We start from the raw sequence: 24,222 nt of genomic DNA, 5'->3' as shown, positions 1-24,222 counted from the left end.
TGAGTTTGGCTTGTCGACTTCGACAGGCCCTTGTCCCTAAAGGAGAGGACGATGGTTGCGGTAAGAAGTGCACATTTAAATAAAGCTGGTGAGTTTGACCCTCAAAAATGGATCGCAAGTCTGGGGATTTCCAGCCAGCAGTCGTGTGAACGCTTAACCGAAACCTGGGCCTATTGTTTACGCACAACGCAGGGGCATCCGGACGCTGAACTGCTGTTGTGGCGCGGCGTGGAGATGGTTGAAATTCTCTCCATGCTTAACATGGATATCGAAACGCTACAGGCCGCACTGCTGTTCCCACTGGCAGATGCTAACGTGGTGACGGAAGACGTGCTGCGTGAAAGCGTCGGCCAGTCCGTCGTGGCGCTCATCCACGGCGTGCGTGATATGGCCGCCATCCGTCAACTGAAAGCCGCGCAAACGGATTCTGTCTCTTCCGAGCAGGTGGATAACGTCCGCCGCATGCTGCTGGCGATGGTGGATGATTTTCGCTGCGTGGTGATCAAGCTGGCCGAACGGGTTGCCCATCTGCGCGAAGTGAAGGATGCGCCGGAAGACGAGCGCGTCCTGGCCGCCAAAGAGTGTACGAATATCTATGCGCCGCTGGCGAACCGTCTGGGTATCGGGCAACTGAAGTGGGAGCTGGAAGATTACTGCTTCCGCTATCTGCATCCGGCGGAATACAAACGCATTGCAAAATTGCTGCACGAACGCCGCATCGACCGCGAGCACTATATCGAGGAATTTGTCAGCGGGCTGCGCCAGTCGATGAAAGAGGAGAATGTGCGCGCCGAGGTCTACGGGCGTCCGAAGCACATCTACAGCATCTGGCGCAAAATGCAGAAGAAACACCTCGCCTTTGACGAGCTGTTTGACGTGCGCGCCGTGCGTATCGTGGCGGAGCGTCTCCAGGATTGCTACGCCGCGCTGGGGATAGTACATACTCACTTCCGCCATCTGCCGGATGAGTTCGATGACTACGTCGCGAACCCCAAACCGAATGGCTATCAGTCCATCCACACCGTGGTGCTTGGCCCCGGCGGCAAAACTGTGGAAATTCAGATCCGTACTAAACAGATGCACGAAGACGCCGAACTGGGCGTCGCCGCGCACTGGAAGTACAAAGAAGGCACTTCCGGCGGCGCGCGCTCCGGACACGAGGACCGTATCGCCTGGCTGCGTAAGCTGATTGCGTGGCAGGAGGAGATGGCCGACTCCGGCGAAATGCTCGACGAAGTGCGCAGTCAGGTCTTCGACGATCGCGTCTACGTCTTTACCCCGAAAGGGGATGTGGTTGATCTGCCGGCAGGATCTACGCCGCTCGATTTCGCCTACCACATTCACAGCGACGTGGGGCACCGTTGCATCGGGGCGAAGATCGGCGGACGTATCGTACCGTTTACCTACCAGCTACAGATGGGCGACCAGATTGAAATCATCACCCAGAAGCAGCCAAACCCAAGCCGCGACTGGCTGAATCCAAACCTCGGTTACGTGACCACCAGCCGCGGGCGCTCTAAAATTCACGCCTGGTTCCGCAAGCAGGATCGTGACAAGAATATCCTTGCCGGTCGTCAGATCCTTGACGACGAGCTGGAGCATATCGGGATAAACCTGAAAGAGGCGGAGAAGTTCCTGCTGCCGCGCTACAACTTCAACGAGCTCGACGAACTGTTAGCGGCGATTGGCGGCGGCGATATCCGCCTGAACCAGATGGTGAACTTCCTGCAAGCGCAGTTCAACAAGCCAAGCGCGGCAGAGCAGGATGCGGCAGCGCTGAAACAGCTCCAGCAGAAAACCTACGCTCCGCAGCAGCGCAGCAAGGACAATGGCCGCGTGGTGGTTGAAGGGGTGGGTAACCTCATGCACCATATTGCCCGCTGCTGCCAGCCGATACCGGGTGACGATATTGTCGGCTTTATCACCCAGGGGCGCGGGATCTCAATTCACCGCTCCGACTGTGATCAGCTTGCTGAGCTGCAATCGCATGCGCCGGAACGTATCGTGGAAGCCGTCTGGGGTGAAAGCTACTCCGCTGGCTACTCGCTGGTGGTGCGCGTCACTGCCAACGACCGCAGTGGCCTGCTGCGCGACATCACCACCATTCTCGCCAACGAGAAGGTCAACGTGCTGGGCGTTGCCAGCCGCAGCGATACCCGCGAGCAGCTTGCCACCATCGATATGACCATCGAAATCTATAACCTGCAGGTGCTGGGCCGGGTGCTCGGTAAACTGAACCAGGTGCCGGATGTGATTGACGCGCGTCGTCTGCACGGCGGCTGAACATCCTCTTCTGTAGGCCGGGTAAGGCAACGCCGCCACTCGGCATTTTGACATCAGGACAGAACTATGACTCAAATCGACCGCCTGCTTGGCATCATGAAACGCCTGCGCGACCCGGAAAACGGCTGCCCGTGGGATAAAGAGCAGACTTTCGCCACCATTGCGCCTTACACGCTGGAAGAAACCTACGAAGTGCTGGACGCGATTTCGCGCGAAGATTTCGACGACCTGCGCGGTGAGCTGGGCGACCTGCTGTTCCAGGTGGTGTTCTACGCACAGATGGCGCAGGAAGAGGGGCGCTTTAACTTTGACGACATCTGCGCCGCTATCAGCGACAAGCTGGAGCGCCGTCATCCGCATATCTTTGGCGATGCCTCCGCAGGCAACAGTGCGGAAGTGCTGGCGCGCTGGGAGCAGATCAAAAGCGCCGAACGCGCTGAAAAATCCCAGCACTCGGCGCTGGACGACATTCCCCTGAACCTTCCTGCGCTGATGCGCGCGCACAAAATTCAAAAGCGCTGCTCGGCGGTAGGGTTTGACTGGACCTCTCTCGGCCCGGTGCTGGAAAAAGTGCACGAAGAGATCGACGAGGTGATGCATGAAGCGCAGCAGGCCGTTGTGGATGAAGCAAAGCTGGAAGAGGAGATGGGCGATCTGCTGTTCGCGACCGTCAACCTTTCTCGCCACCTCGGTGTAAAAGCGGAAACCGCCCTGCAAAAAGCGAACATTAAATTCGAACGTCGCTTCCGCGAGGTTGAGCGCATTGTGGCCTCGCGCGGCCTGGAAATGAGCGGCATTGACCTCGAGGCGATGGAAGAAGTCTGGCAGGAAGTAAAACGCCAGGAACATGATCTCTAACGAAATTTTGCGATCAAGCGCAATTTGTGTGATTTTTTAAATGACAAGCGCTTGATTTGTGTCAAAAACATTTACCCAAAAGGGGCTATTTTCTCACTCCTTATGTTTGTCATGGCCTGGGAAGGAGACGGAGAATGAAAGTTTGTGGCGCTCGTCGTGTTCGGGTATACTACTTTCCCGTCCTGGTTATTCCATCGTTTCACCCTAACTTCTCAGGTTCAGCATGACAACGAACTATATTTTTGTGACCGGCGGGGTCGTATCCTCTCTGGGTAAAGGCATTGCCGCAGCCTCCCTCGCAGCCATTCTTGAAGCCCGTGGCCTCAATGTGACCATGATGAAACTGGATCCGTACATCAACGTCGATCCAGGCACCATGAGCCCAACCCAACACGGGGAAGTGTTCGTTACTGAAGACGGCGCTGAAACCGATCTGGATCTTGGCCACTACGAGCGTTTCATCCGTACCAAAATGACTCGTCGTAACAACTTTACGACTGGCCGTATCTACTCTGACGTTCTGCGTAAAGAGCGCCGTGGTGACTACCTGGGCGCGACCGTGCAGGTCATCCCACACATCACTAACGCCATCAAAGAGCGTGTCCTTGCCGGTGGCGAAGGGCATGACGTTGTGCTGGTTGAAATCGGCGGTACCGTAGGGGATATCGAATCCCTGCCGTTCCTCGAAGCGATTCGTCAGCTGGCGGTAGATATTGGTCGTGAGAACGCGCTGTTCATGCACCTGACGCTGGTGCCTTACATGGCGGCAGCAGGTGAAGTGAAAACCAAACCGACTCAGCACTCTGTTAAAGAGCTGCTCTCCATCGGTATTCAGCCTGATATCCTGGTTTGCCGTTCCGATCGCGCGATTCCGGCGAACGAACGCGCGAAAATTGCATTGTTCTGTAACGTGCCTGAAAAAGCCGTTATTTCAATGAAAGACGTCGATTCCATTTATAAAATCCCGGGCCTGTTGAAATCACAGGGTCTGGACGATTATATTTGTAAACGATTCAGCTTGAACTGTCCGGAAGCTAACCTGTCTGAATGGGAGCAGGTGATTTACGAAGAAGCCAATCCGGGCGGCGAAGTGACTATCGGTATGGTCGGCAAGTATATTGAACTGCCGGACGCCTATAAGTCAGTTATCGAGGCGCTGAAGCACGGTGGTCTGAAGAATCGCGTCTCCGTCAACATCAAGCTGATTGATTCGCAGGATGTTGAAACGCGCGGCGTCGAAATTCTCAAAGATCTGGATGCGATTCTCATCCCTGGCGGCTTCGGCTACCGTGGTGTTGAAGGCAAGATCGCCACTGCACGCTATGCGCGTGAAAACAATATTCCATACCTCGGCATCTGCCTGGGTATGCAGGTTGCGCTGATTGAATTTGCGCGCAACGTAGCGGGAATGGAAAACGCGAACTCTACGGAATTTGTGCCAGACTGTAAGTACCCTGTCGTGGCGCTGATTACGGAATGGCGCGACGAAGACGGTAACGTCGAAGTCCGTACCGAGAAGAGCGATCTGGGTGGCACCATGCGTCTTGGCGCACAGGCCTGCCAGCTGTCAGACGATAGCGTGGTTCGCAAGCTGTACGGCGAGCCGGTGATTACCGAGCGCCATCGTCACCGCTATGAAGTCAACAACATGTTGTTGAAACAAATTGAAGCTGCAGGTCTGCGTGTTGCAGGCCGCTCCGGGGATGATCAGTTAGTCGAGATCATCGAAGTGCCAAACCATCCGTGGTTCGTGGCCTGCCAATTCCACCCGGAATTTACTTCAACGCCGCGTGACGGGCATCCGCTGTTTGCAGGCTTCGTGAAAGCCGCCAGCGAGTACCAGAAGCGTCAGGCGAAGTAAAAAAAGTTAGAACGGCAACGCGTACCCCAGGTACGCGTTGTTTGTCTGGAGTTTTAGTTTAACTTGTACTGAGGAAAATCTAATGTCCAAAATCGTTAAAGTCATCGGTCGTGAAATCATCGACTCCCGTGGTAACCCGACCGTTGAAGCCGAAGTTCATCTGGAAGGTGGTTTCGTCGGTATGGCTGCTGCTCCATCAGGCGCATCTACAGGTTCCCGCGAAGCGCTGGAACTGCGTGATGGCGACAAATCCCGTTTCATGGGCAAAGGCGTACTGAAAGCGGTTGGCGCTGTTAACGGTCCTATTGCTCAGGCTATCGTTGGCAAAGATGCCAAAGATCAGGCTGGCATCGACAAGATCATGATCGATCTGGACGGTACTGAAAACAAATCTAACTTCGGTGCGAACGCAATCCTGGCAGTTTCCCTGGCGAACGCCAAAGCAGCAGCTGCTGCTAAAGGTATGCCACTGTTCGAGCACATCGCTGAACTGAACGGCACCCCAGGCAAATACTCCATGCCTGTACCAATGATGAACATCATCAACGGTGGTGAGCACGCAGACAACAACGTTGATATTCAGGAATTCATGATTCAGCCTGTTGGCGCGAAATCCCTGAAAGAAGCGGTGCGTATGGGTTCTGAAGTGTTCCACAACCTGGCTAAAGTTCTGAAAGCTAAAGGTATGAACACTGCTGTTGGTGACGAAGGTGGCTACGCGCCAAACCTGGGTTCTAACGCAGAAGCGCTGGCTGTTATCGCTGAAGCGGTTAAAGCAGCAGGCTACGAGCTGGGCAAAGACATCACCCTGGCGATGGACTGTGCAGCATCTGAATTCTACAAAGACGGTAAATACGTTCTGGCTGGCGAAGGCAACAAAGCGTTCACCTCCGAAGAGTTCACCCATTTCCTGGAAGACCTGACCAAACAGTACCCAATCGTTTCTATCGAAGACGGTCTGGACGAGTCTGACTGGGATGGTTTCGCATACCAGACCAAAGTACTGGGCGACAAAATCCAGCTGGTTGGTGACGATCTGTTCGTAACCAACACCAAGATCCTGAAAGAAGGCATCGAGAAAGGCATCGTTAACTCCATCCTGATCAAATTCAACCAGATCGGTTCTCTGACCGAAACGCTGGCTGCGATCAAAATGGCGAAAGACGCTGGCTACACCGCTGTTATCTCTCACCGTTCTGGCGAAACTGAAGACGCTACCATCGCTGACCTGGCTGTGGGTACCGCTGCTGGCCAGATCAAAACCGGTTCTATGAGCCGTTCTGACCGTGTTGCTAAATACAACCAGCTGATTCGTATCGAAGAAGCGCTGGGCGAAAAAGCACCTTACAACGGTCGTAAAGAGATCAAAGGCCAGGCATAAGCCTGAACTTTCGTTCTTATGAAAAAACCCGCTTCGGCGGGTTTTTTGTTTTCTATAGCAGAAGCGGCAGCGTGGCGCTGGCCGTTTGCTGGCTTACGTCACCGTAATGGCTGTCTACTGCAATAAGGGAAGTGGTAAGCAGTTCAACCAGCAGCATCACGCCAACCTTGGCATTGAGCGCACCCGCGCTCAGCGGTCCCTCGGGCTTGGCTGCAACCAGCTGTAAATCGCTCAGGGAGGCCAGCGGGCTGCGGGGTGTATTGCTGAGCGCCAGTACCTTAACGCCACGCTTGCGGGCGAGTTTCACCACGTGAAGCAGATCCCGTGTAGAGCCAGAACTTGAGATGGCCACCACCAGCGTCTCTTTTGAGAGCGTCGTCGCATTCATGGCGGCGCGATGCATATCGCTAAACAGCTGTGCAGGTTTGCCGAGTCGCAGCAGCTTGTAATGCAAATACTCTCCCAGAATCGCGCTGGCCGCCACCCCGTAAATTTGCACTGATTGCGCCTGATGCAGGGCCAGTGTCGCCTGTTCAAGCTGGGCCCGGTCGAGGAGTTTTGCGGTATCTTGCAGCGCCTGGACAGACTCATCCACCACGTTATCTATCGCATCTCCTGCCTGACGCTCTGGCAAACCCTGCTGAATATCCAGCGCAAGCGCCATTTTAAATTCGTTATATCCCTTACAGCCCAGCGTGCGGCAAAGGCGTGTGACGCTGGCCTCGCTGGTGCCGCTTTCACGCGCCAGCTCGGTGATCGTCAGGTAGAGCACCCTGGCAGGATCGTTGAGAACAAACTCCCCCAGTTTTTGTTGCGTTGGGCTGTACCCGGAAGCCTCCTGGCGTAGCTTCAGCAGCAGGTTTTCATGGTCCGACATGCTAGATCCTTAATGCGTTTCTCTGCCAACTAGTGTGGCGGAAAGCGGGGGAGAGATGCCAGTCATTTCGAAAAAGTATGATCGGCGTCCTGGTTTTTGGTGGTAATTTTCACAGTTAAAATTATATGTGGTAAAAATTTTCATCAACAACCAGGGGGATAATAAAATGATGCAAATGTTCAGCGGAGCGTCTTCCGGCGGATGGTTTGAAAAAGCGCAGCGCTTTGGCAAATCCTTTATGTTACCTATCGCCATACTGCCCGCAGCAGGTCTGTTGTTGGGGATCGGCGGGGCGCTATCGAATCCGAATACGCTTACCGCGTATCCATTTTTAGACGTTGGCTGGCTACAGGCCATCTTTACCATCATGAGCAGTGCAGGCTCGATTGTGTTCGCAAACCTGTCGGTACTGTTTGCTGTTGGGGTCGCCGTTGGGCTGGCAAAAAATGATAAAGGTACGGCAGGGCTGGCGGCATTACTCGCTTATCTGGTGATGAATGCCACTATCAATGCGCTGCTGATCCTGACCGGAAAACTGGCGCATGAGAACCCGGGCGCCGTAGGGCAGGGCATGACGCTGGGTATTCAGACGCTGGAAACGGGCGTGTTTGGTGGGGTCGTTATTGGGCTTGTGACCTGCGCACTGCATCATCGGTTTAATAAAATCGCGCTTCCGCAATTCCTTGGCTTTTTTGGCGGCTCACGCTTCGTACCCATTATCAGCTCACTGGCGGCGATACTCGTCGGCGCGCTGATGACCGTGGTCTGGCCGCATTTTCAGAAGCTGATCTTTGGCCTTGGCGGTCTGGTGGATGCCACCGGCTATCTGGGGACATTGCTGTACGGCTTCATCCTGCGCATGCTTGGCCCGTTTGGCCTGCACCACATCTTTTATCTGCCGTTCTGGACCACCGCGCTTGGCGGCAGTGAAATTGTTAACGGTCACCTGGTTGAGGGCACGCAGCGGATCTTCTTTGCTCAGCTCGCGGACCCGAACACCCAGCACTTCTATGAGGGCACGTCGCGCTTCATGTCCGGGCGCTTTATTACGATGATGTTTGGCCTGCTGGGCGCCTGCCTGGCGATGTACCACACGGCTAAACCCGAGAACAAGAAGCGCGTAGCCGGGCTGCTGCTGTCAGCGGCGTTAACCTCTTTCCTGACGGGCATTACCGAGCCCATCGAGTTCTCATTCCTGTTTATTGCGCCGGTGCTGTACGTCATTCATGCGCTGTTTGACGGGCTGGCGTTTATGCTCGCGCACATGCTGCATATCACCATCGGGCAAACTTTCTCCGGCGGGTTTATTGATTTCGTGCTGTTCGGCATTTTGCAGGGTGAAGCGAAAACTAACTGGATGTTCGTCCCGCTGGTAGGCGTACCGTGGTTCTTCCTTTACTACTGTACTTTCCGCTATCTGATTAAACGTTTTGATTTTGCCACGCCGGGCCGTGAAAAGGAGGCGTTGGCTGACGAGGCTACCCTGCCGCAAAGCGAGCGTGCCGCGGCGGTGGTCGCCGGATTGGGTGGAAGAGACAATCTGGATGACGTTGACTGCTGCGCCACGCGTCTTCGCGTCACGGTGAAAGACGGTAGCAAAGTCAATGAAGCAGCACTGAAAGCGACCGGCGCGCGCGGCGTTATCGTCCGCGGCAACGGTGTCCAGGTCATCTATGGCCCGCACGTCACCCTTATCAAAAACGAAGTGGAAGAGATCTTATCGTAATGAAAACTGTACTGGATAACCTGAAAGGAAAACTGGTCGTCTCCTGCCAGGCGCTGGAAAATGAACCGCTGCACAGCCCGTTTATTATGTCGCGAATGGCGCTGGCGGCAGCCCAGGGCGGTGCCGCTGCGATCCGCGCCAATAGCGTGGTGGATATCAAGGCTATCAAAGGGCTGGTCTCACTGCCGGTCATCGGCATCATCAAACGGGACTATCCGGATAGCGAGGTGTTTATCACCGCAACGCTCAAAGAAGTGGATGAGCTGATGGCGGTCGCCCCGGACATCGTTGCGCTGGATGCGACCGCCCGGAAACGGCCCGGTGGCGTATCGCTGGACATGCTGATCGCGCAGATCCGCACCCGTTACCCTTCGCTGCTGCTGATGGCGGATATTGCCACCGTGCAGGAGGCCGTGACCGCGCAGGCGCTGGGGTTTGATTGTGTCGGAACCACCCTTTACGGTTATACGGCAGAGACCGCGGGCCATTCGCTACCGGAAAATGACTGCGCGTTTTTGAAAGAGGTGCTGTCTGCCGTCACGATCCCCGTGATTGCCGAAGGTAACGTGGATACCCCCGATCGCGCGGCCAGGTGTCTGGAGTTGGGGGCGCATACGGTTGTCGTCGGCGGGGCGATCACCCGACCGCAGCAAATTACGGAACGGTTTATGGCGGCAATTGGCGCGCAAAGCACCGATGGAGCATGATCATCTGACGGGGATCTGCGATACTTATCGTTTATTCCCTTAACAGAGTTGACTATGCAGTACCCGATTAACGAGATGTTCCAGACCCTGCAAGGCGAGGGTTACTTTACCGGCGTTCCCGCTATCTTTATTCGTTTACAGGGATGTCCGGTTGGCTGCGCCTGGTGTGATACCAAACATACGTGGGATAAGCTCGCAGATCGGGAAGTGTCGCTGTTCAGCATTCTGGCGAAAACCAAAGAGAGCGATAAATGGGGCGCGGGCAGCGCGGAAGATCTGCTTGCCATTATTGGTCGTCAGGGCTGGACGGCGCGGCATGTGGTGATCACCGGCGGGGAACCCTGCATTCACGATTTGATGCCCCTCACCGAACTGCTCGAGAAGAACGGCTATAGCTGTCAGATCGAAACCAGCGGTACCCATGAAGTGCGCTGCTCCCATTCAACGTGGGTAACGGTTTCACCGAAAGTGAATATGCGTGGCGGTTATGACGTGTTGTCGCGGGCGCTTGAGCGTGCGGATGAGATCAAACATCCGGTGGGGCGCGTGCGTGACATCGAAGCGCTGGACGAACTGCTGGCGACGTTGACGGATGAGAAGCAGCGCGTGATCGCGCTACAGCCTATCAGCCAGAAAGACGATGCAACCCGTCTGTGCATTGAAACCTGTATCGCCCGCAACTGGCGCCTGTCGATGCAGACGCACAAATATCTGAACATTGCCTGATACTTGTGTGGCCCCGCTTAACGCGGGGCTTTTGTTGTTGGCAGTAAAGCCCAGGTCACGACTGCCGACCCAAGGCAAATCGCACTGTTGAACAGCAAGGCATACTGCGCGGCACTGGCCGTTCCCATCGGCAGCCATAGGGCGTATAGCGATGCGGTGACCGCGATCCCCATTGCGCCGCCCAGGGAACTGCCCATCTTATAGATCCCTGAAGCCACCCCCACTTTGTTTTCAGGGGCATTCATTACCGCCGTGTCCGTTGAGGGCGTGGCGTAACATCCGAGCCCCAGCCCGAATAAAATATTGCTCAGAAAGACGGTGACAATGTAGACCTCTTTGCTTAAGAAGGTGCATGAAATCAGCGTAATACCTGTTGCGGTCAGCAGCGGGCCGGTCATCATCGGCAGCCTGGCGCCATAGCGCTGAAGCAGTTTTTCACCCACCCGGATCATCGCCAGTACGGTAACCAGATACCCCAGCGTCATCATGCCGGTCTGTAGCGGTGACAGATGATGGCCTTGCTGCAACCAGATGCTGGCGATCATCATGGTGCCAATGCAGCCGTTGAGCAGGAAATTTGAGAATACCGAGGCGCTATAGGCACGGTTTTTAAACAGGGCGAAATCGATCAATGCCGCATCGCCCTTCCGCCGCCCGGTAACGACAAAGCACATCAGTGCAATCACGGCTCCACACAGTACAAGAAGCGATAAACTGCTGCTCCAGCCCCAGCTGTGTCCTTTGCTGATAAACAGATTGAACAGCACCAGCATAAGGACAAAACTCACCAGGCCGCTGATATCCAGCTTGTGTCGACACGCATCAGGGCTGCGGCTTTCCGGCGTGGCGCGGATAAGCAATAGCGCGACCAGAGCCACCACTATCGACAAAATAAAAATCCAGCGCCAGCCCAGCGTGGTGGCGATGGCGCCTCCCACAAACGAGCTCAGGCCACTCCCGCCCCATGAACCAATAACCCAGAAGCTGATTGCGCGCTGGCGTGCTTTCCCTTCATACCAGGTCTTAATCAGCGCCAGCGTGGCGGGCATGATGCAGGCCGCGGATAGCCCCTGTATCGCTCTTCCCAACAGAAACAGGACGGGCTCCCATGAAATGAACAGCAGACCGCTTCCGATCATGCTCAAAATCAGGCCTGTCATGGTCAGGCGCATGCGCCCAAACTTATCGGCAAACCCACCGCAGGCTACGACAAAACAGCCGCTAAACAACGCGCTCAGGCTGACGGCCAGCGTAAGGGTTTCGAGGGCAATGTCGAGGCTATTCTGCATGGCCGGAACCACGTTGATAACCGACTGGGCAAACAGCCAGAAGGTCAGAACGCTCATGACGATACCCGCCAGCAGCCGATCGTTACCGGCGTAGGCGGATGCGTCTGTCAGGGAAACGGTACTCATAATGCAGCCCTCCCGGGAAGGTGCGAATCAGCGCAGATAGTGTTCGGTCAGTGCGGCCCACAGCGCCGCGCCGGTGAGGAGAATAGTGTCGTTAAAGTCGTAGCCCGGGTTATGCACCATGCAGCGGTCAGGCTCATCGCCAGCGCCAAGGGTGAAATAACAGCCATTGGGATTTTTCTCGAGCATGAACGCAAAGTCCTCGCTGCCCATAAACGCATTCACCTCCGCGACGGAATCCTGACCGAACAGATCGGTGGCGACGCTGCGCACCATCTCATTGGCTTGCGGATTGTTTTTCAGTACCGGGCTGCCATTAATGTGTCGAATGGTAGCCGTGGCATTGAAACTTTCCGCCTGCGCAACGGCGATATCATGGATGCGCTGTAGCACGGTTTGCCGCACGCTTTCATCCAGCGTGCGCACGGTAAGTTTCATCAATACTTTGTCGTTGATGATGTTGGGGGCATGTCCAGCCTGAATGCTGCCTACGGTAACGACGGCAGGCTGAAAAGGGGTGATATTGCGCGAAACAATGGACTGCAAAGCGATAGTGATATGACAGGCAACCAGGGTGGCATCTACGGTATGTTCTGGCACCGCACCGTGACCCCCCACGCCGTTAACCTCAATATGAAGGGTGTCCGATGAGGCCATCATGGCGCCATCGCGCAGACCAATTTTTCCGACGGGCTGTGACGGCATATTGTGCAGACCAAAAATGTGGTCGCAGGGGAACAGGTCAAACAAACCGTCCTCTACCATAACGCGTCCGCCATACAGAAGTTCTTCCGCAGGCTGAAAAATAAGGTGCAGCGTGCCGTTAAAATTGCGGGTGCGTGCCAGGTACTCCGCTGCATACAGGAGCGTTGTGGTGTGGCCGTCATGACCGCAGCCGTGGAATTTACCCTCAACGGTACTGCTCCAGGCCTTGCCGCTGTTTTCCTGCATAGGCAGCGCATCCATGTCGGCGCGCAGACCCAGGCGTTTAGGCCCGTTACCCACCTTCAGCGTGCCGACCACACCGGTTTTCGCCAGGCCGCGATGAACCTCATATCCCCATTCCTCAAGCAACGCCGCAACGCGATCGCTCGTATTGTGCTCCTCAAAACCAATTTCAGGATGCTGATGAAAATAGCGACGTAATTCAGTGAACTGGGCTTCTTTGCCGCGCAGAGCTTCGATAATTGGATGTGTCATTTTTGTTATCCTTTTTATGCCAAACGGTGATAATTTCGAGTCTATGACGATCGCACTGCCAGAAAATGCATTTTTTTGTTGTAAAGCGACGGTTTTGTTTTGATTGTTTTTCATACAATTCCGTTATGACAAAAAAGAGCCGGTCATTATTTGTCTTTGATGAGGGGAAAGATGAATCAGCGGGGAGATGAATTTTGGGTGGAGATCCAGGACATTCGCCACTGCGTGGAGGATGAAGGCGATACGCTAACGTTGCTCTGGGTGCTGGAAGGGCGGGCTGAGCTGAATACCGATGTGGGACGTGACATCCTGGAGGCCAATACCCTTGCCATCATCAACCGTCATCGGCGCTGGCAGTTCACGAGCGAAACGGCAAATATCACCCTGCGCGTGTCCCTTTCCGGGCGCTGGGTGGTCCAGCTCTGCAATGATTTTTTTGTCCATGATTACGCTATACCGGCAGAAGCCGGAGGCGTCTGGCCCCAATGCGATGCGCTTCGCGATCTGCTGCGCCAGCTTCTTGTGGTCACCCTCATCAACGACCCACACCGCTACCGGCTGGAGGCGTACCGCTGGCTGAGCGAGATATTGCTGTTGCTGACCAGCCGCTTTCAGCAGCCCGCCCGGTTTTTGTCCCGTGAACTTTCCCCAGCGCACAGCAAACGCATTGCCCGGGTGATAGAGCGGATCAATGCCAGTTATTCTCGCCGTATTACGCTTGCGGAAATCGCCGCGAGTGAATATGTCTCTGAAGCCTGGCTCTCTCGTCTCTTTAGAAAGGAGGTGGGGATCAGTTTCATGCAGTACATCACCACCCTGCGGCTGGAAAAGGCGGCTGACGCGCTCCGTCTGACGAACCGACCGCTGCATCAGATTGCGCTTGAGCAGGGTTTCGCCAGCACGCGTATGATGACCGATCGGTTTCGGCGTGTTCACAATATGTCCCCGGGTGAGTTTCGTAAGTCCCGACGCCAGCACCCGGAGGCCACACGTGTTCGTACGGACAGGTGTGAGCAGCGCTATCCGGTGGCCATGGATAAGCTGTTTAGCCTGCTCAATGAACCGGTGGCGCGCGGCTGGGGAGCCTCCCCGCTTATCGATCGACCGCAGCAGGAGCAGACACTGGATCTTGAGCAGCTTAATCCTCTCTCCACCTCGCTGCGTCGTATGCGGGTGGTCATTACCCTGCGTGAGCTCGACGATTTACTGCGTGAGGACATTCGTCAGAATCTTGAAGCGATAAATGAGGCCATTCCCATAGAGGGAATTGATATCGCCGAACCTTTTCTCAGCAGCCGTCTGTTTGCCACCGGGTGGGATGACCCCCAGATGGCGGGCTACGCCTGCTGGTACAATCTGCATCAGCTCTTCACCTGGCTGGCAAAAAAGCAATGGACGGTGCTGCTGCACACCGGCGTAACGACCCGTCGCGATCTACTTGCCCGTTTTTTACAACGGTCGGTCAATCATTTTTCGCCCGAGATCACCGCGGGCTGGCACTTTGTCATGCACTGGTCAACACAGGCGAGTGAGGAGACCCGGGAGCAGGTCTGGCTGGCGCAGCAAAACGTCATACGCAACTATCTGCCACAGGCAAAGTTTGGTTTATGGCATCGATTTTCACCCGACAGCGCGGGCGTGAGCGACAATACCCTGTTCAGCTCAGCCATCCTGATGCAGGCCGATTTTCTTGCCTGTTCAGCCGATGCCAATGAACTTCTCGATCCTGCGCAGCGGGAGCCAGCCCAACTCTCTTCTACAGAAAATTATCCGGTACAGAAGATCCGCCAGATTATCGCCGCCCTTCGTCTGCGCAAATGTTCGCTTCCCGTCTGGCTTCTCTCCTGGAATACCCTCACCGGGAACACGCGGGCGACAAACGGCTGGTTTTTTCGTGGGGCGCTGCTGATGCAGAGCCTGCTCGGGCTATCGGAGCAGGTCTGGCTAGGGGGATTCTGGCTCAATTCGGGCCTTCAGGGTGAAGCTCGTGCGAACAATACCATCGATACCTCAAGCCTTGCGCTACAGTACAACCATGGTCTCCCACGGCCGGTTTATTGGGTACTCTGGCTCTGGCAACGCCTGCGGGGCGAGGTGCTGGTAAACGACGGGCGTGTTCTGCTCACGCGCCATCACAATGGTTACCAGTTGCTGCTGCGTAATGTGGTGGTTTTTAATCCGCTCCTTTCCAGTGAAGAAGCATTCATCCAGCGTTTTCGCCAGCAGTATCATTTACACCTGAAGGGCATGCGCGGTATTTGGCGAATTAAACGCCATCTTTTCGATCAGCATAACGGCGCGCTCTATCCGTTGCTTGAAGGGGTAGGCAGCGAAAGCGGCCCTGACGAAGAGATGTGGCGCTGGATAGCGCACAAAGCGCGTCCAACGCTTTCCCTGTACGATGAACGCATTGATGACGGCTGGCAACTGACAGAATCACTGGAGAGTAATGCGCTGGTGCTCTATGAGTTTACGCCGCTCGTGCCTCTTGAGGCCGAAACGGAGGAGATTCACTCACCGCGGTAGACGCAGCCTGCCGTGCAGGTCTCTTTGATCATCACCGCGCTTAGCAGCGGCACAAGCGGTTTCATCTGATCCCAAATCCATTTCGCCAGCACTTCGCTGGTCGGGTTTTCAAGGCCCGGAATATCATTCAGATAGTAGTGATCGAGACGATCGTAGGTCGGCTTAAACGCGGCCTTCAGTTCGGCAAAGTCCATGATCCAGCCCGTATGGGGATCGACTTCACCGGTGATTTCAAGACGCACCATAAACGAGTGTCCATGCAGGCGGCCACATTTGTGCCCGGCAGGAACGTGTGGAAGGTGGTGTGCGGCTTCGAAGGTGAAATCTTTAAACAGTGTGGTGGACATCATAGCTCTCAGGAATGCGGAAAAAACCGCCGCATAGTACCGGAAAGCACAATTTTTATCATTAACTAAAACGGCTCTGAACGGTCACCGCCTCGTATTCATGGTGTTTATCGACTTTTGTTGTTTTATTTCATATAGTTATTTAATCGCTTTTATCGTTAAGAACGATAACTAAAACAGGTTAGTCCATTTGGTTATTTATTATTTCCATCCCTTCTTTAATTGTTATTATCCCCGCCGTTAACCTTATCTTCAGTTTGGATTTATTCGCTTAAAGTCCGCTTTGCTACTGGAACATAACGACGCATGACAACACAGGCCCCACCTTCAAATTTGCTTCCCCTTAACCCGGAGCAACTGGCGCGCCTCCAGGCCGCGACTTCCGATTTTTCACCCACCCAGCTTGCCTGGGTCTCCGGCTATTTCTGGGGAATGCTGAACCAGCAGCCGGGTGCTGTGGCAGGCGTCCCGCCAACGGCCGTTGAAATTCCTGCCATCACGCTAATTAGCGCCTCGCAGACGGGCAACGCCCGTCGTGTGGCCGAAGCGCTGCGTGATGACCTGCTCGCCGCGAAGCTGAACGTTAACCTGGTCAACGCCGGGGATTATAAATTCAAACAGATCGCGTCAGAAAAACTGCTGGTGGTGGTGGCGTCAACGCAGGGGGAAGGTGAGCCTGCTGAAGAAGCCGTCGCGCTGCATAAGTTCCTGTTCTCGAAAAAAGCGCCAAAGCTCGAGGGCACCGCCTTTGCCGTCTTCGGCCTCGGTGATACGTCCTATGAATTTTTCTGCCAGTCCGGTAAAGATTTCGACAGCAAGCTGGCGGAGCTGGGCGCAGAGCGCCTGCTGGATCGCGTAGACGCTGACGTGGAATACCAGGCTGCCGCCGCCGAATGGCGGGCGCGTATCGTTGAGGTGCTGAAGGCCCGCGTCCCGAAAGAGACGCCAGCGCAGGCCGCCGTTACCGTAGCCGGCACCGTTAACGAAATCCACACCAGCCCTTACACGAAAGAGGCGCCGCTGACGGCGAGCCTGTCGGTAAACCAGAAAATCACGGGCCGTGATTCAGAAAAAGACGTGCGCCATATCGAAATCGATCTCGGTGATTCTGGCCTGCGTTACCAGCCTGGCGATGCGCTGGGCGTCTGGTATCAGAACGATCCGGCGCTGGTGAAAGAGCTGGTCGAGCTGCTGTGGCTGAAAGGCGATGAACCGGTTATCGTGGACGGCAAAACGCTCTCGATCTCCGAGGCGCTCCAGTGGCATTTCGAACTGACGGTGAACACCGCCAACATCGTTGAAAACTACGCCACCTTAACCCGCAGCGAATCGCTCCTTCCACTGGTCGGGGATAAGGCGAAGTTACAGCAATACGCGGCGACAACGCCGATTGTCGATATGGTGCGTTTCTCTCCGGCACAGCTGGATGCTGACGCGCTGGTCGGCCTGCTGCGTCCGCTGACCCCGCGCCTGTACTCCATCGCCTCCTCGCAGGCGGAAGTGGAAAACGAAGTCCACATCACCGTTGGCGTGGTGCGTTACGACATCGAAGGCCGCGCGCGCGCGGGTGGGGCGTCAGGCTTCCTGGCAGACCGCGTGGAAGAAGAGGGTGAAGTTCGCGTCTTTATCGAGCACAACGACAACTTCCGCCTGCCGGCGAACCCCGAAACGCCGGTGATTATGATTGGCCCGGGCACCGGTATTGCGCCATTCCGCGCCTTTATGCAGCAGCGTGCAGCAGACGACGCGCCGGGTAAAAACTGGCTGTTCTTCGGCAACCCGCACTTTACTGAAGATTTCCTCTACCAGGTTGAGTGGCAGCGCTACGTCAAAGAGGGCGTGCTGACCCGCATCGATCTGGCCTGGTCCCGCGATCAGAAAGAAAAAGTATACGTACAAGACAAACTGCGCGAACAGGGCGCAGAGCTGTGGCGCTGGATCAATGACGGCGCCCACATTTATGTCTGCGGCGACGCCAATCGCATGGCGAAAGACGTTGAGCAGGCACTGCTGGAAGTGATTGCCGAATTCGGCGGTATGGATGCCGAAACGGCGGATGAATTTTTAAGTGAGCTGCGCGTAGAGCGCCGTTATCAGCGAGATGTCTACTAATGAGCGAAAAACATCCTGGCCCACTGGTGGTCGAAGGCAAACTGACTGATGCCGAGCGCATGAAGGTAGAGAGCAACTACCTGCGCGGTACCATTGCCGAAGATTTAAATGACGGCCTGACCGGCGGTTTCAAAGGCGACAACTTCCTGCTGATCCGTTTCCACGGTATGTACCAACAGGACGACCGCGATATCCGCGCCGAGCGTGCCGAACAGAAGCTGGAGCCGCGTCACGCGATGCTGCTGCGCTGTCGTCTGCCGGGCGGGGTAATCACCACGAAACAGTGGCAGGCGATCGACAAGTTTGCCGGTGAAAACACAATCTACGGCAGCATTCGTCTGACCAACCGTCAGACCTTCCAGTTCCACGGCATTCTGAAGAAGAACGTCAAGCCGGTGCACCAGATGCTGCACTCCGTGGGTCTGGACGCGCTGGCGACTGCCAACGACATGAACCGTAACGTGCTCTGCACCTCGAACCCGTACGAATCTGAGCTGCACGCCGAAGCGTACGAGTGGGCGAAAAAAATCTCCGAACATCTGCTGCCACGTACCCGCGCCTATGCGGAGATCTGGCTCGATCAGGAGAAAGTCGCCACCACCGATGAAGAGCCGATCCTCGGTCAGACCTACCTGCCGCGTAAGTTTAAAACCACGGTGGTGATCCCGCCGCAGAACGATATCGACCTGCACGCCAACGACATGAACTTCGTGGCGATTGCCGAAAACGGCAAGCTGGTCGGCTTTAACCTGCTGGTGGGCGGCGGTTTGTCCATTGAGCACGGTAACAAGAAAACTTACGCCCGCACCGCGAGCGAGTTCGGCTTCCTGCCGCTGGAGCACACGCTGGCCGTGGCAGAGGCGGTGGTTACGACCCAGCGCGACTGGGGTAACCGTACCGATCGTAAAAACGCGAAAACCAAATATACCCTTGAGCGCGTAGGCGTCGAGACGTTCAAAGAAGAAGTGGAGCGTCGCGCGGGCATCAAGTTTGAGCCGATCCGCCCTTACGAATTCACCGGTCGCGGCGATCGCATCGGCTGGGTGAAAGGCATCGACAATAACTGGCACCTGACGCTGTTTATCGAAAACGGCCGTATTCTTGATTATCCGGGCCGTCCGCTGAAAACCGGCCTGCTGGAAATCGCAAAGATCCACAAAGGCGAGTTCCGTATTACCGCCAACCAGAACCTGATCGTCGCCAGCGTGCCGGAAAGCGATAAGGCGAGAATTGAAGAGCTGGCCCGCGAGCACGGGTTGATGAATGCGGTGAGCGCGCAGCGTGAAAACTCAATGGCCTGCGTGTCGTTCCCGACCTGTCCGCTGGCGATGGCCGAAGCCGAGCGATTCCTGCCGTCCTTCACTGATAAAGTGGAGGCGATTCTGGAAAAACACGGTATTCCGGACGAGCATATTGTTATGCGCGTGACGGGCTGTCCGAACGGCTGCGGCCGCGCGATGCTGGCCGAACTCGGTCTGGTAGGGAAAGCGCCGGGTCGCTATAACCTGCACCTGGGCGGTAACCGTATCGGGACACGTATTCCGCGTATGTTCCGCGAGAACATCACCGAGCCGGAAATTCTCGATTCGCTCGACGTGCTTATCGGACGCTGGGCGAAAGAGCGCGAAGCGGGTGAAGGCTTCGGCGACTTTACGGTACGTGCGGGTATCATTCGCCCGGTGCTCGATCCCGCTAGGGATTTCTGGGAGTAATCCATCCTTTGCCCGGTGGCGCTTCGCTTACCGGGCCTACGGGTTTTGTAGGCCGGGCAAACGCAGTGCCGCCCGGCGAAACAGGCAAACGAGGTTCTTATGTCCGTACTCGATCTAAACGCCCTTAATGACCTGCCAAAAGTTGAAAGCATTCTGGCCCTGGCAGAAACTAACGCCCAACTGGAAAAGCTCGACGCCGAAGGGCGCGTGGCGTGGGCGCTGGAAAACCTGCCGGGAGACTATGTGCTTTCGTCGAGCTTTGGCATTCAGGCGGCGGTCAGTCTGCATCTGGTGAATCAGATCCGTCCGGACATTCCGGTGATCCTCACCGATACCGGCTATCTGTTCCCGGAGACCTATCAGTTTATCGACGAGCTGACGGACAAGCTCAAGCTGAACCTGAAGGTTTATCGCGCAACCGAAAGCGCGGCCTGGCAGGAGGCGCGTTACGGCAAGCTGTGGGAGCAGGGCGTTGAGGGCATCGAGAAATACAATGAGATCAACAAGGTCGAGCCGATGAACCGCGCGCTGAAAGATCTTCATGCGCAGACGTGGTTTGCTGGGCTCCGCCGCGAGCAGTCCGGGAGCCGGGCAACGCTGCCGGTGCTGGCGGTGCAGCGTGGCGTGTTCAAAGTGCTGCCGATCATCGACTGGGATAACCGCACGGTGTACCAGTATCTGCAAAAGCACGGGCTGAAGTACCATCCGCTGTGGGATCAGGGCTACCTGTCGGTAGGCGACACCCATACCACGCGTAAATGGGAACCGGGAATGGCGGAAGAAGAGACGCGATTCTTTGGGCTGAAGCGCGAGTGCGGGCTGCACGAAGGGTAATGTTTTTTCGCCCGGTGGCGGCTACGCCTTACCGGGCCTACGTTTCGTGCCGTTGTAGGCCCGGTAAGCGCAGCGCCACCGGGCTTAATTGCATCAGGCTTTCCCCGCTTTCGCCAGCTCCTTCACCAGCGGCAGCATCACTTTCACGACATCCCGGCTGCGGTGCTCAATCCGCTGCGGCAGCGTTTTATCAATGTGCTGCTGGTTATCCAACCGCACGTCATGCCAGCTGGTCCCGTTTGGGAACGCCTTCGATTTAGCGCGCTGCTGATAGCCATCTTTTTTGCCCAGCGCCCAGTTAGTTGCCTCGACGTACAGCACCGGAATGCCCGCCTTATCAAACACTTCACCGTCATTACAGCAGCCCGTGCCTTTGGGATAATCGGGGTTACCGCCCGGATTTGTCGCGGCATAGACGCCATGCGTGCGGGCAAGCGCCAGCGCGCGGTCGCGGGTGAGTTTACGTACGCTGCTCGGCGTGCTCTGTCCGCTATTAAAATAGAGCTTATCTCCCACGATCAGATTATCGAGGTTAATCACCAGCAACGTATTTTTCTTCTCCTCAGCGGTCATGCGCTTAAGGAGATTCTCAGCGCCGAGTTTTCCTTCTTCTTCACCGCTGGTCGCAACAAAGCGAATGCTGTATTTCGTCGGAATATTCTTCAGGCGTTCGGCCAGCTCAAGCATCACGCCCAGCCCCGCCGCATTGTCATCCAGTCCCTGAAGCGTCAGCCCGCCGAGGTTATTATCGACATCGGCGTCGCTCATCGGCGTGTAGGTATCAAGGTGCGCCATAATAATAATCTGCTCAGCCGCCTTTCCTTCGTGCGCCGCAATGACCGTGCTGCCGGTTACGTTATGCCAGTTCTGCGTTTTATTGCGTGAGGTATAGATGTAGCGGCTGTGGAAAGCGCGAATGTCGCTCTCATAGCCCATATCCGCAAACTGCTGACGAATATAGTCTGCCGAGAGCATTTCGGCTGGGGTTCCGGTCATGCGGCCCGGAAAGACCGTCGCAATATGCCGCGCCTGCATACTGGCTATTTCACCGTAAGATTGATTTTTTGCCTGAGCCGGAAGGATAAAGCAAACGCCGAGCGCCAGGGCAACGAATCGGTGGCGCATTGCGGAAAACATAGTGAGTCCTTAAAAACAGAGCAAAATTTTAACCCGCATAGTATGAAACTGTGATCGGGTAGACACAATTTGAATTGCGCTTAAATGCCCGAAATTTCGCGTGTTAAGCACTTTTTGATATTTGCTTTTCCATGGCGTTATTCCATTGAGTAACTACTCATTCCAATTCGTAATTTCATTCGGTCTAAGCCGCCCCCTATAGTCCCTTTATTCCTGGTTGTTAGTGAGTTGTTGCCTGTGGACTATCTCCCCCTTTTTGCCGCCTTGAAAGACCGACCGGTACTGGTTGTCGGGACGGGTGAAATTGCCGATCGCAAAATCGCGTTCCTGCAACGCGCCGGGGCGCAGGTGCAGGTCGTTGCAGAGGCGGATTTTGAAGAGTCTCAGATCGACAGCGTGGTGCTGGTGATTGCGGCAACCGAAGATCGGGCGCTCAACCGCCGAATCTCCGACGCAGCTCAGGACCGTCACCGTCTGGTGAACGTGGTAGACGACCAGCCGCTGTGCTCGTTTATCTTCCCGTCGATTGTTGACCGCTCGCCGCTGCTGGTGGCGATCTCCTCCGGCGGCACCGCACCGGTGCTGGCGCGCGTGCTGCGGGAAAAAATCGAAGCGCTGCTGCCGACCAGCCTCGGGCGCATGGCGGAGAAGGCCAGCTACTGGCGCAACCACCTTAAAACGCGTCTGACCAGCGTGACGGAACGCCGTCGCTTCTGGGAGCGTGTGTTTCGCGGCCGCTTTGCCAGCCTGATGCATGCCGGTAACGAGACGGCGGCGCAACAAATTCTCGAAGACGAACTGGATAACCCCGGCAGTACGGGCGGGGAGATCATTCTGGTGGGCGCCGGGCCGGGCGATGCCGGGCTGCTCACGCTGCGTGGCCTCCAGGTTCTTCAGGATGCGGATGTCGTGTTCTACGACCATCTGGTCACCGACGGTATTCGCGAACTGATCCGCCGTGACGCGGAGCAAATCTGCGTTGGTAAACGTGCCGGCGAGCACTCCGTGCCGCAGCACGACACCAATCAAATGCTGATTGCCGCCGCGAAAGCGGGCAAGACCGTGGTGCGCCTGAAAGGGGGCGACCCGTTTATCTTCGGCCGTGGTGGCGAGGAGTTGCAGGCGGCAGCCGAAGCGGGCGTCCCGTTCCAGGTGGTCCCCGGCATTACGGCGGCGTCTGCCGTCACGGCCTACGCCGGTATTCCGCTGACCCATCGCGATTACGCCCAGAGCGTGACCTTTGTGACCGGGCATTATAAAGCCGACAGCACGCCGTTTGACTGGTCGCATCTCGCCCAGAGCCGACAAACGCTGGCGATTTATATGGGCACGATGAAAGCGGCAGACATCAGCGAACAGCTTATTCAGCACGGTCGCGATGCGGCGACGTCGGTAGCAGTGATCTCCCGCGGGACACGCGTCGATCAGCATGTCGCCATCGGCACTTTACAAGACCTTGCAACCCTGGCGAAAGACGCCCCGATGCCCGCCCTGATCGTGGTGGGAGAAGTGGTGCAGTTGCACAGCTCGCTCGCCTGGTTCCAACACACAACCGACACAGAAGGCTTCGGCGCTTCTGTTGTAAATTTGGCTTAAGGAACGGTTATGGACCAAAAACGACTTACTCACCTGCGGCAGCTCGAAGCGGAAAGTATCCACATTATCCGCGAAGTGGCCGCCGAGTTCTCTAACCCGGTGATGATGTACTCCATCGGTAAAGATTCCAGCGTCATGCTGCACCTGGCGCGTAAAGCCTTTTATCCGGGGACGCTGCCGTTCCCGCTGCTGCATGTGGATACCGGCTGGAAATTCCGCGAGATGTACGAGTTTCGTGACCGTACCGCCAAAGCCTACGGCTGCGAGCTGCTGGTGCACAAAAACCCGGAAGGGGTGGCGATGGGCATCAACCCGTTCGTGCACGGCAGCGCCAAGCATACCGATATCATGAAAACCGAAGGGCTGAAGCAGGCGCTGAATAAATACGGTTTTGATGCGGCCTTCGGCGGCGCGCGGCGTGACGAAGAGAAATCCCGCGCCAAAGAGCGTATCTACTCTTTCCGCGACCGCTTCCACCGCTGGGACCCGAAAAACCAGCGTCCGGAGCTGTGGCACAACTACAACGGCCAGATAAACAAGGGCGAAAGCATTCGCGTCTTCCCGCTCTCCAACTGGACCGAGCTGGATATCTGGCAGTACATCTATCTGGAAAATATTGAGATCGTTCCGCTGTATCTGGCAGCAGAGCGCCCGGTCCTGGAGCGCGACGGCATGCTGATGATGATCGACGACGATCGCATTGATTTACAGCCGGGTGAAGTGATCAAAAAACAGATGGTCCGTTTCCGTACTCTCGGCTGCTGGCCGTTGACCGGCGCGGTGGAATCCAGTGCGCAGACGCTGCCGGAGATCATCGAGGAGATGCTGGTGTCGACCACCAGTGAGCGACAGGGCCGCGTGATTGACCGCGACCAGGCAGGCTCCATGGAGCTGAAGAAACGTCAGGGTTATTTCTAAGGAGCCGCC

18 protein-coding genes are annotated in these 24,222 nt (G+C 56.1%); 13 read left to right on the top strand and 5 right to left on the bottom strand.

Going from position 1 to position 24,222, the window contains the following annotated elements; all coding sequences use genetic code 11:
• The first annotated feature begins 51 nt into the window (after positions 1-51).
• The 4 genes from relA (at position 52) to eno (ending at position 6,383) form a co-directional block, all read left to right on the top strand.
• The gene (gene relA / locus ACQG1K_RS17570; protein WP_022649204.1) at positions 52-2,283 is read left to right on the top strand and encodes a GTP diphosphokinase; all 2,232 of its coding nucleotides are present in this window, start codon (positions 52-54) and stop codon (positions 2,281-2,283) included.
• Between the two features lie 66 nt (positions 2,284-2,349).
• Complete coding sequence (mazG, locus tag ACQG1K_RS17565; protein ID WP_022649203.1) at positions 2,350-3,141, top strand: nucleoside triphosphate pyrophosphohydrolase; 792 nt, start codon at positions 2,350-2,352, stop codon at positions 3,139-3,141.
• 223 nt (positions 3,142-3,364) lie between these two features.
• Positions 3,365-5,002 carry a glutamine hydrolyzing CTP synthase gene (gene pyrG, locus ACQG1K_RS17560; protein WP_022649202.1) on the top strand — a complete coding sequence of 546 codons (1,638 nt, stop codon included), beginning with the start codon at positions 3,365-3,367 and terminating at the stop codon, positions 5,000-5,002.
• Between the two features lie 82 nt (positions 5,003-5,084).
• A complete protein-coding gene (eno, locus tag ACQG1K_RS17555) occupies positions 5,085-6,383 on the top strand; it encodes a phosphopyruvate hydratase (RefSeq protein WP_022649201.1) in 1,299 nt (432 codons plus the stop codon).
• 52 nt (positions 6,384-6,435) lie between these two features.
• Here eno and ACQG1K_RS17550 read toward each other — a convergent pair whose 3' ends face one another.
• Positions 6,436-7,260: a MurR/RpiR family transcriptional regulator gene (locus tag ACQG1K_RS17550; RefSeq protein WP_015571725.1), complete on the bottom strand. Its 825-nt coding sequence runs from the start codon at positions 7,258-7,260 to the stop codon at positions 6,436-6,438.
• A 166-nt stretch (positions 7,261-7,426) separates the two neighbouring features.
• Here ACQG1K_RS17550 and ACQG1K_RS17545 point away from each other — a divergent pair, with 166 nt between their 5' ends.
• Genes ACQG1K_RS17545 through queE form a run of 3 tightly spaced genes read left to right on the top strand, consistent with a single transcriptional unit; the run spans position 7,427 to position 10,419 of the window.
• Complete coding sequence (locus tag ACQG1K_RS17545) at positions 7,427-8,986, top strand: maltose/glucose-specific PTS transporter subunit IIC (RefSeq protein ID WP_023298493.1); 1,560 nt, start codon at positions 7,427-7,429, stop codon at positions 8,984-8,986.
• On the top strand, positions 8,986-9,693 hold the full coding sequence (locus ACQG1K_RS17540) for an N-acetylmannosamine-6-phosphate 2-epimerase (protein WP_023298492.1): 708 nt from the start codon (positions 8,986-8,988) through the stop codon (positions 9,691-9,693). The genes ACQG1K_RS17545 and ACQG1K_RS17540 overlap by 1 nt, the downstream gene beginning before the upstream one ends.
• Before the next feature lie 54 nt (positions 9,694-9,747).
• Positions 9,748-10,419, top strand: a complete 672-nt coding sequence (queE, locus tag ACQG1K_RS17535; protein ID WP_367075758.1) for a 7-carboxy-7-deazaguanine synthase QueE — start codon at positions 9,748-9,750, stop codon at positions 10,417-10,419.
• A gap of 17 nt (positions 10,420-10,436) precedes the next feature.
• On the opposite strand, the gene ACQG1K_RS17530 is transcribed toward queE, so the two are convergent.
• Complete coding sequence (locus ACQG1K_RS17530) at positions 10,437-11,834, bottom strand: MFS transporter (RefSeq protein WP_032626005.1); 1,398 nt, start codon at positions 11,832-11,834, stop codon at positions 10,437-10,439.
• A gap of 27 nt (positions 11,835-11,861) precedes the next feature.
• Positions 11,862-13,031 carry a M20 aminoacylase family protein gene (locus ACQG1K_RS17525; RefSeq protein WP_022649197.1) on the bottom strand — a complete coding sequence of 390 codons (1,170 nt, stop codon included), beginning with the start codon at positions 13,029-13,031 and terminating at the stop codon, positions 11,862-11,864.
• A 171-nt stretch (positions 13,032-13,202) separates the two neighbouring features.
• Between ACQG1K_RS17525 and ACQG1K_RS17520 the strand changes: the two genes are divergently transcribed.
• Positions 13,203-15,557 carry a helix-turn-helix domain-containing protein gene (locus tag ACQG1K_RS17520; protein WP_367075756.1) on the top strand — a complete coding sequence of 785 codons (2,355 nt, stop codon included), beginning with the start codon at positions 13,203-13,205 and terminating at the stop codon, positions 15,555-15,557.
• On the opposite strand, the gene queD is transcribed toward ACQG1K_RS17520, so the two are convergent.
• Positions 15,542-15,907: a 6-carboxytetrahydropterin synthase QueD gene (queD, locus tag ACQG1K_RS17515; protein ID WP_006811776.1), complete on the bottom strand. Its 366-nt coding sequence runs from the start codon at positions 15,905-15,907 to the stop codon at positions 15,542-15,544. The genes ACQG1K_RS17520 and queD overlap by 16 nt on opposite strands.
• 303 nt (positions 15,908-16,210) lie before the next feature.
• Here queD and cysJ point away from each other — a divergent pair, with 303 nt between their 5' ends.
• The 3 genes from cysJ to cysH all read left to right on the top strand — a co-directional run bounded on the left by cysJ (position 16,211) and on the right by cysH (position 20,562).
• Complete coding sequence (gene cysJ / locus ACQG1K_RS17510; RefSeq protein WP_284097952.1) at positions 16,211-18,016, top strand: NADPH-dependent assimilatory sulfite reductase flavoprotein subunit; 1,806 nt, start codon at positions 16,211-16,213, stop codon at positions 18,014-18,016.
• Positions 18,016-19,728, top strand: coding sequence for an assimilatory sulfite reductase (NADPH) hemoprotein subunit (gene cysI, locus ACQG1K_RS17505; RefSeq protein ID WP_023306833.1), 1,713 nt, complete (start codon positions 18,016-18,018; stop codon positions 19,726-19,728). Before cysJ ends, cysI begins: the two co-directional genes overlap by 1 nt.
• 99 nt (positions 19,729-19,827) lie before the next feature.
• On the top strand, positions 19,828-20,562 hold the full coding sequence (gene cysH, locus ACQG1K_RS17500; protein ID WP_046618663.1) for a phosphoadenosine phosphosulfate reductase: 735 nt from the start codon (positions 19,828-19,830) through the stop codon (positions 20,560-20,562).
• A 93-nt stretch (positions 20,563-20,655) separates the two neighbouring features.
• Here cysH and ACQG1K_RS17495 read toward each other — a convergent pair whose 3' ends face one another.
• Entirely contained in the window at positions 20,656-21,699 is a 1,044-nt protein-coding gene (locus tag ACQG1K_RS17495) for an aminopeptidase (RefSeq protein WP_023298484.1), read from the bottom strand.
• Between the two features lie 237 nt (positions 21,700-21,936).
• On the opposite strand from ACQG1K_RS17495, the gene cysG reads away from it, so the two are divergent.
• Entirely contained in the window at positions 21,937-23,295 is a 1,359-nt protein-coding gene (gene cysG, locus ACQG1K_RS17490; protein WP_367075754.1) for a siroheme synthase CysG, read from the top strand.
• A gap of 9 nt (positions 23,296-23,304) precedes the next feature.
• A complete protein-coding gene (cysD, locus tag ACQG1K_RS17485) occupies positions 23,305-24,213 on the top strand; it encodes a sulfate adenylyltransferase subunit CysD (RefSeq protein ID WP_006811770.1) in 909 nt (302 codons plus the stop codon).
• The last annotated feature ends 9 nt before the right edge of the window (positions 24,214-24,222 follow it).

This window comes from Enterobacter cloacae complex sp. 402C9 (assembly GCF_050030745.1).
Classification (GTDB): Bacteria; Pseudomonadota; Gammaproteobacteria; order Enterobacterales; family Enterobacteriaceae; genus Enterobacter; species Enterobacter intestinihominis.
Note: the sequence above shows the minus strand (reverse complement) of the source record. Positions and strands in the feature narration are given on the sequence as shown.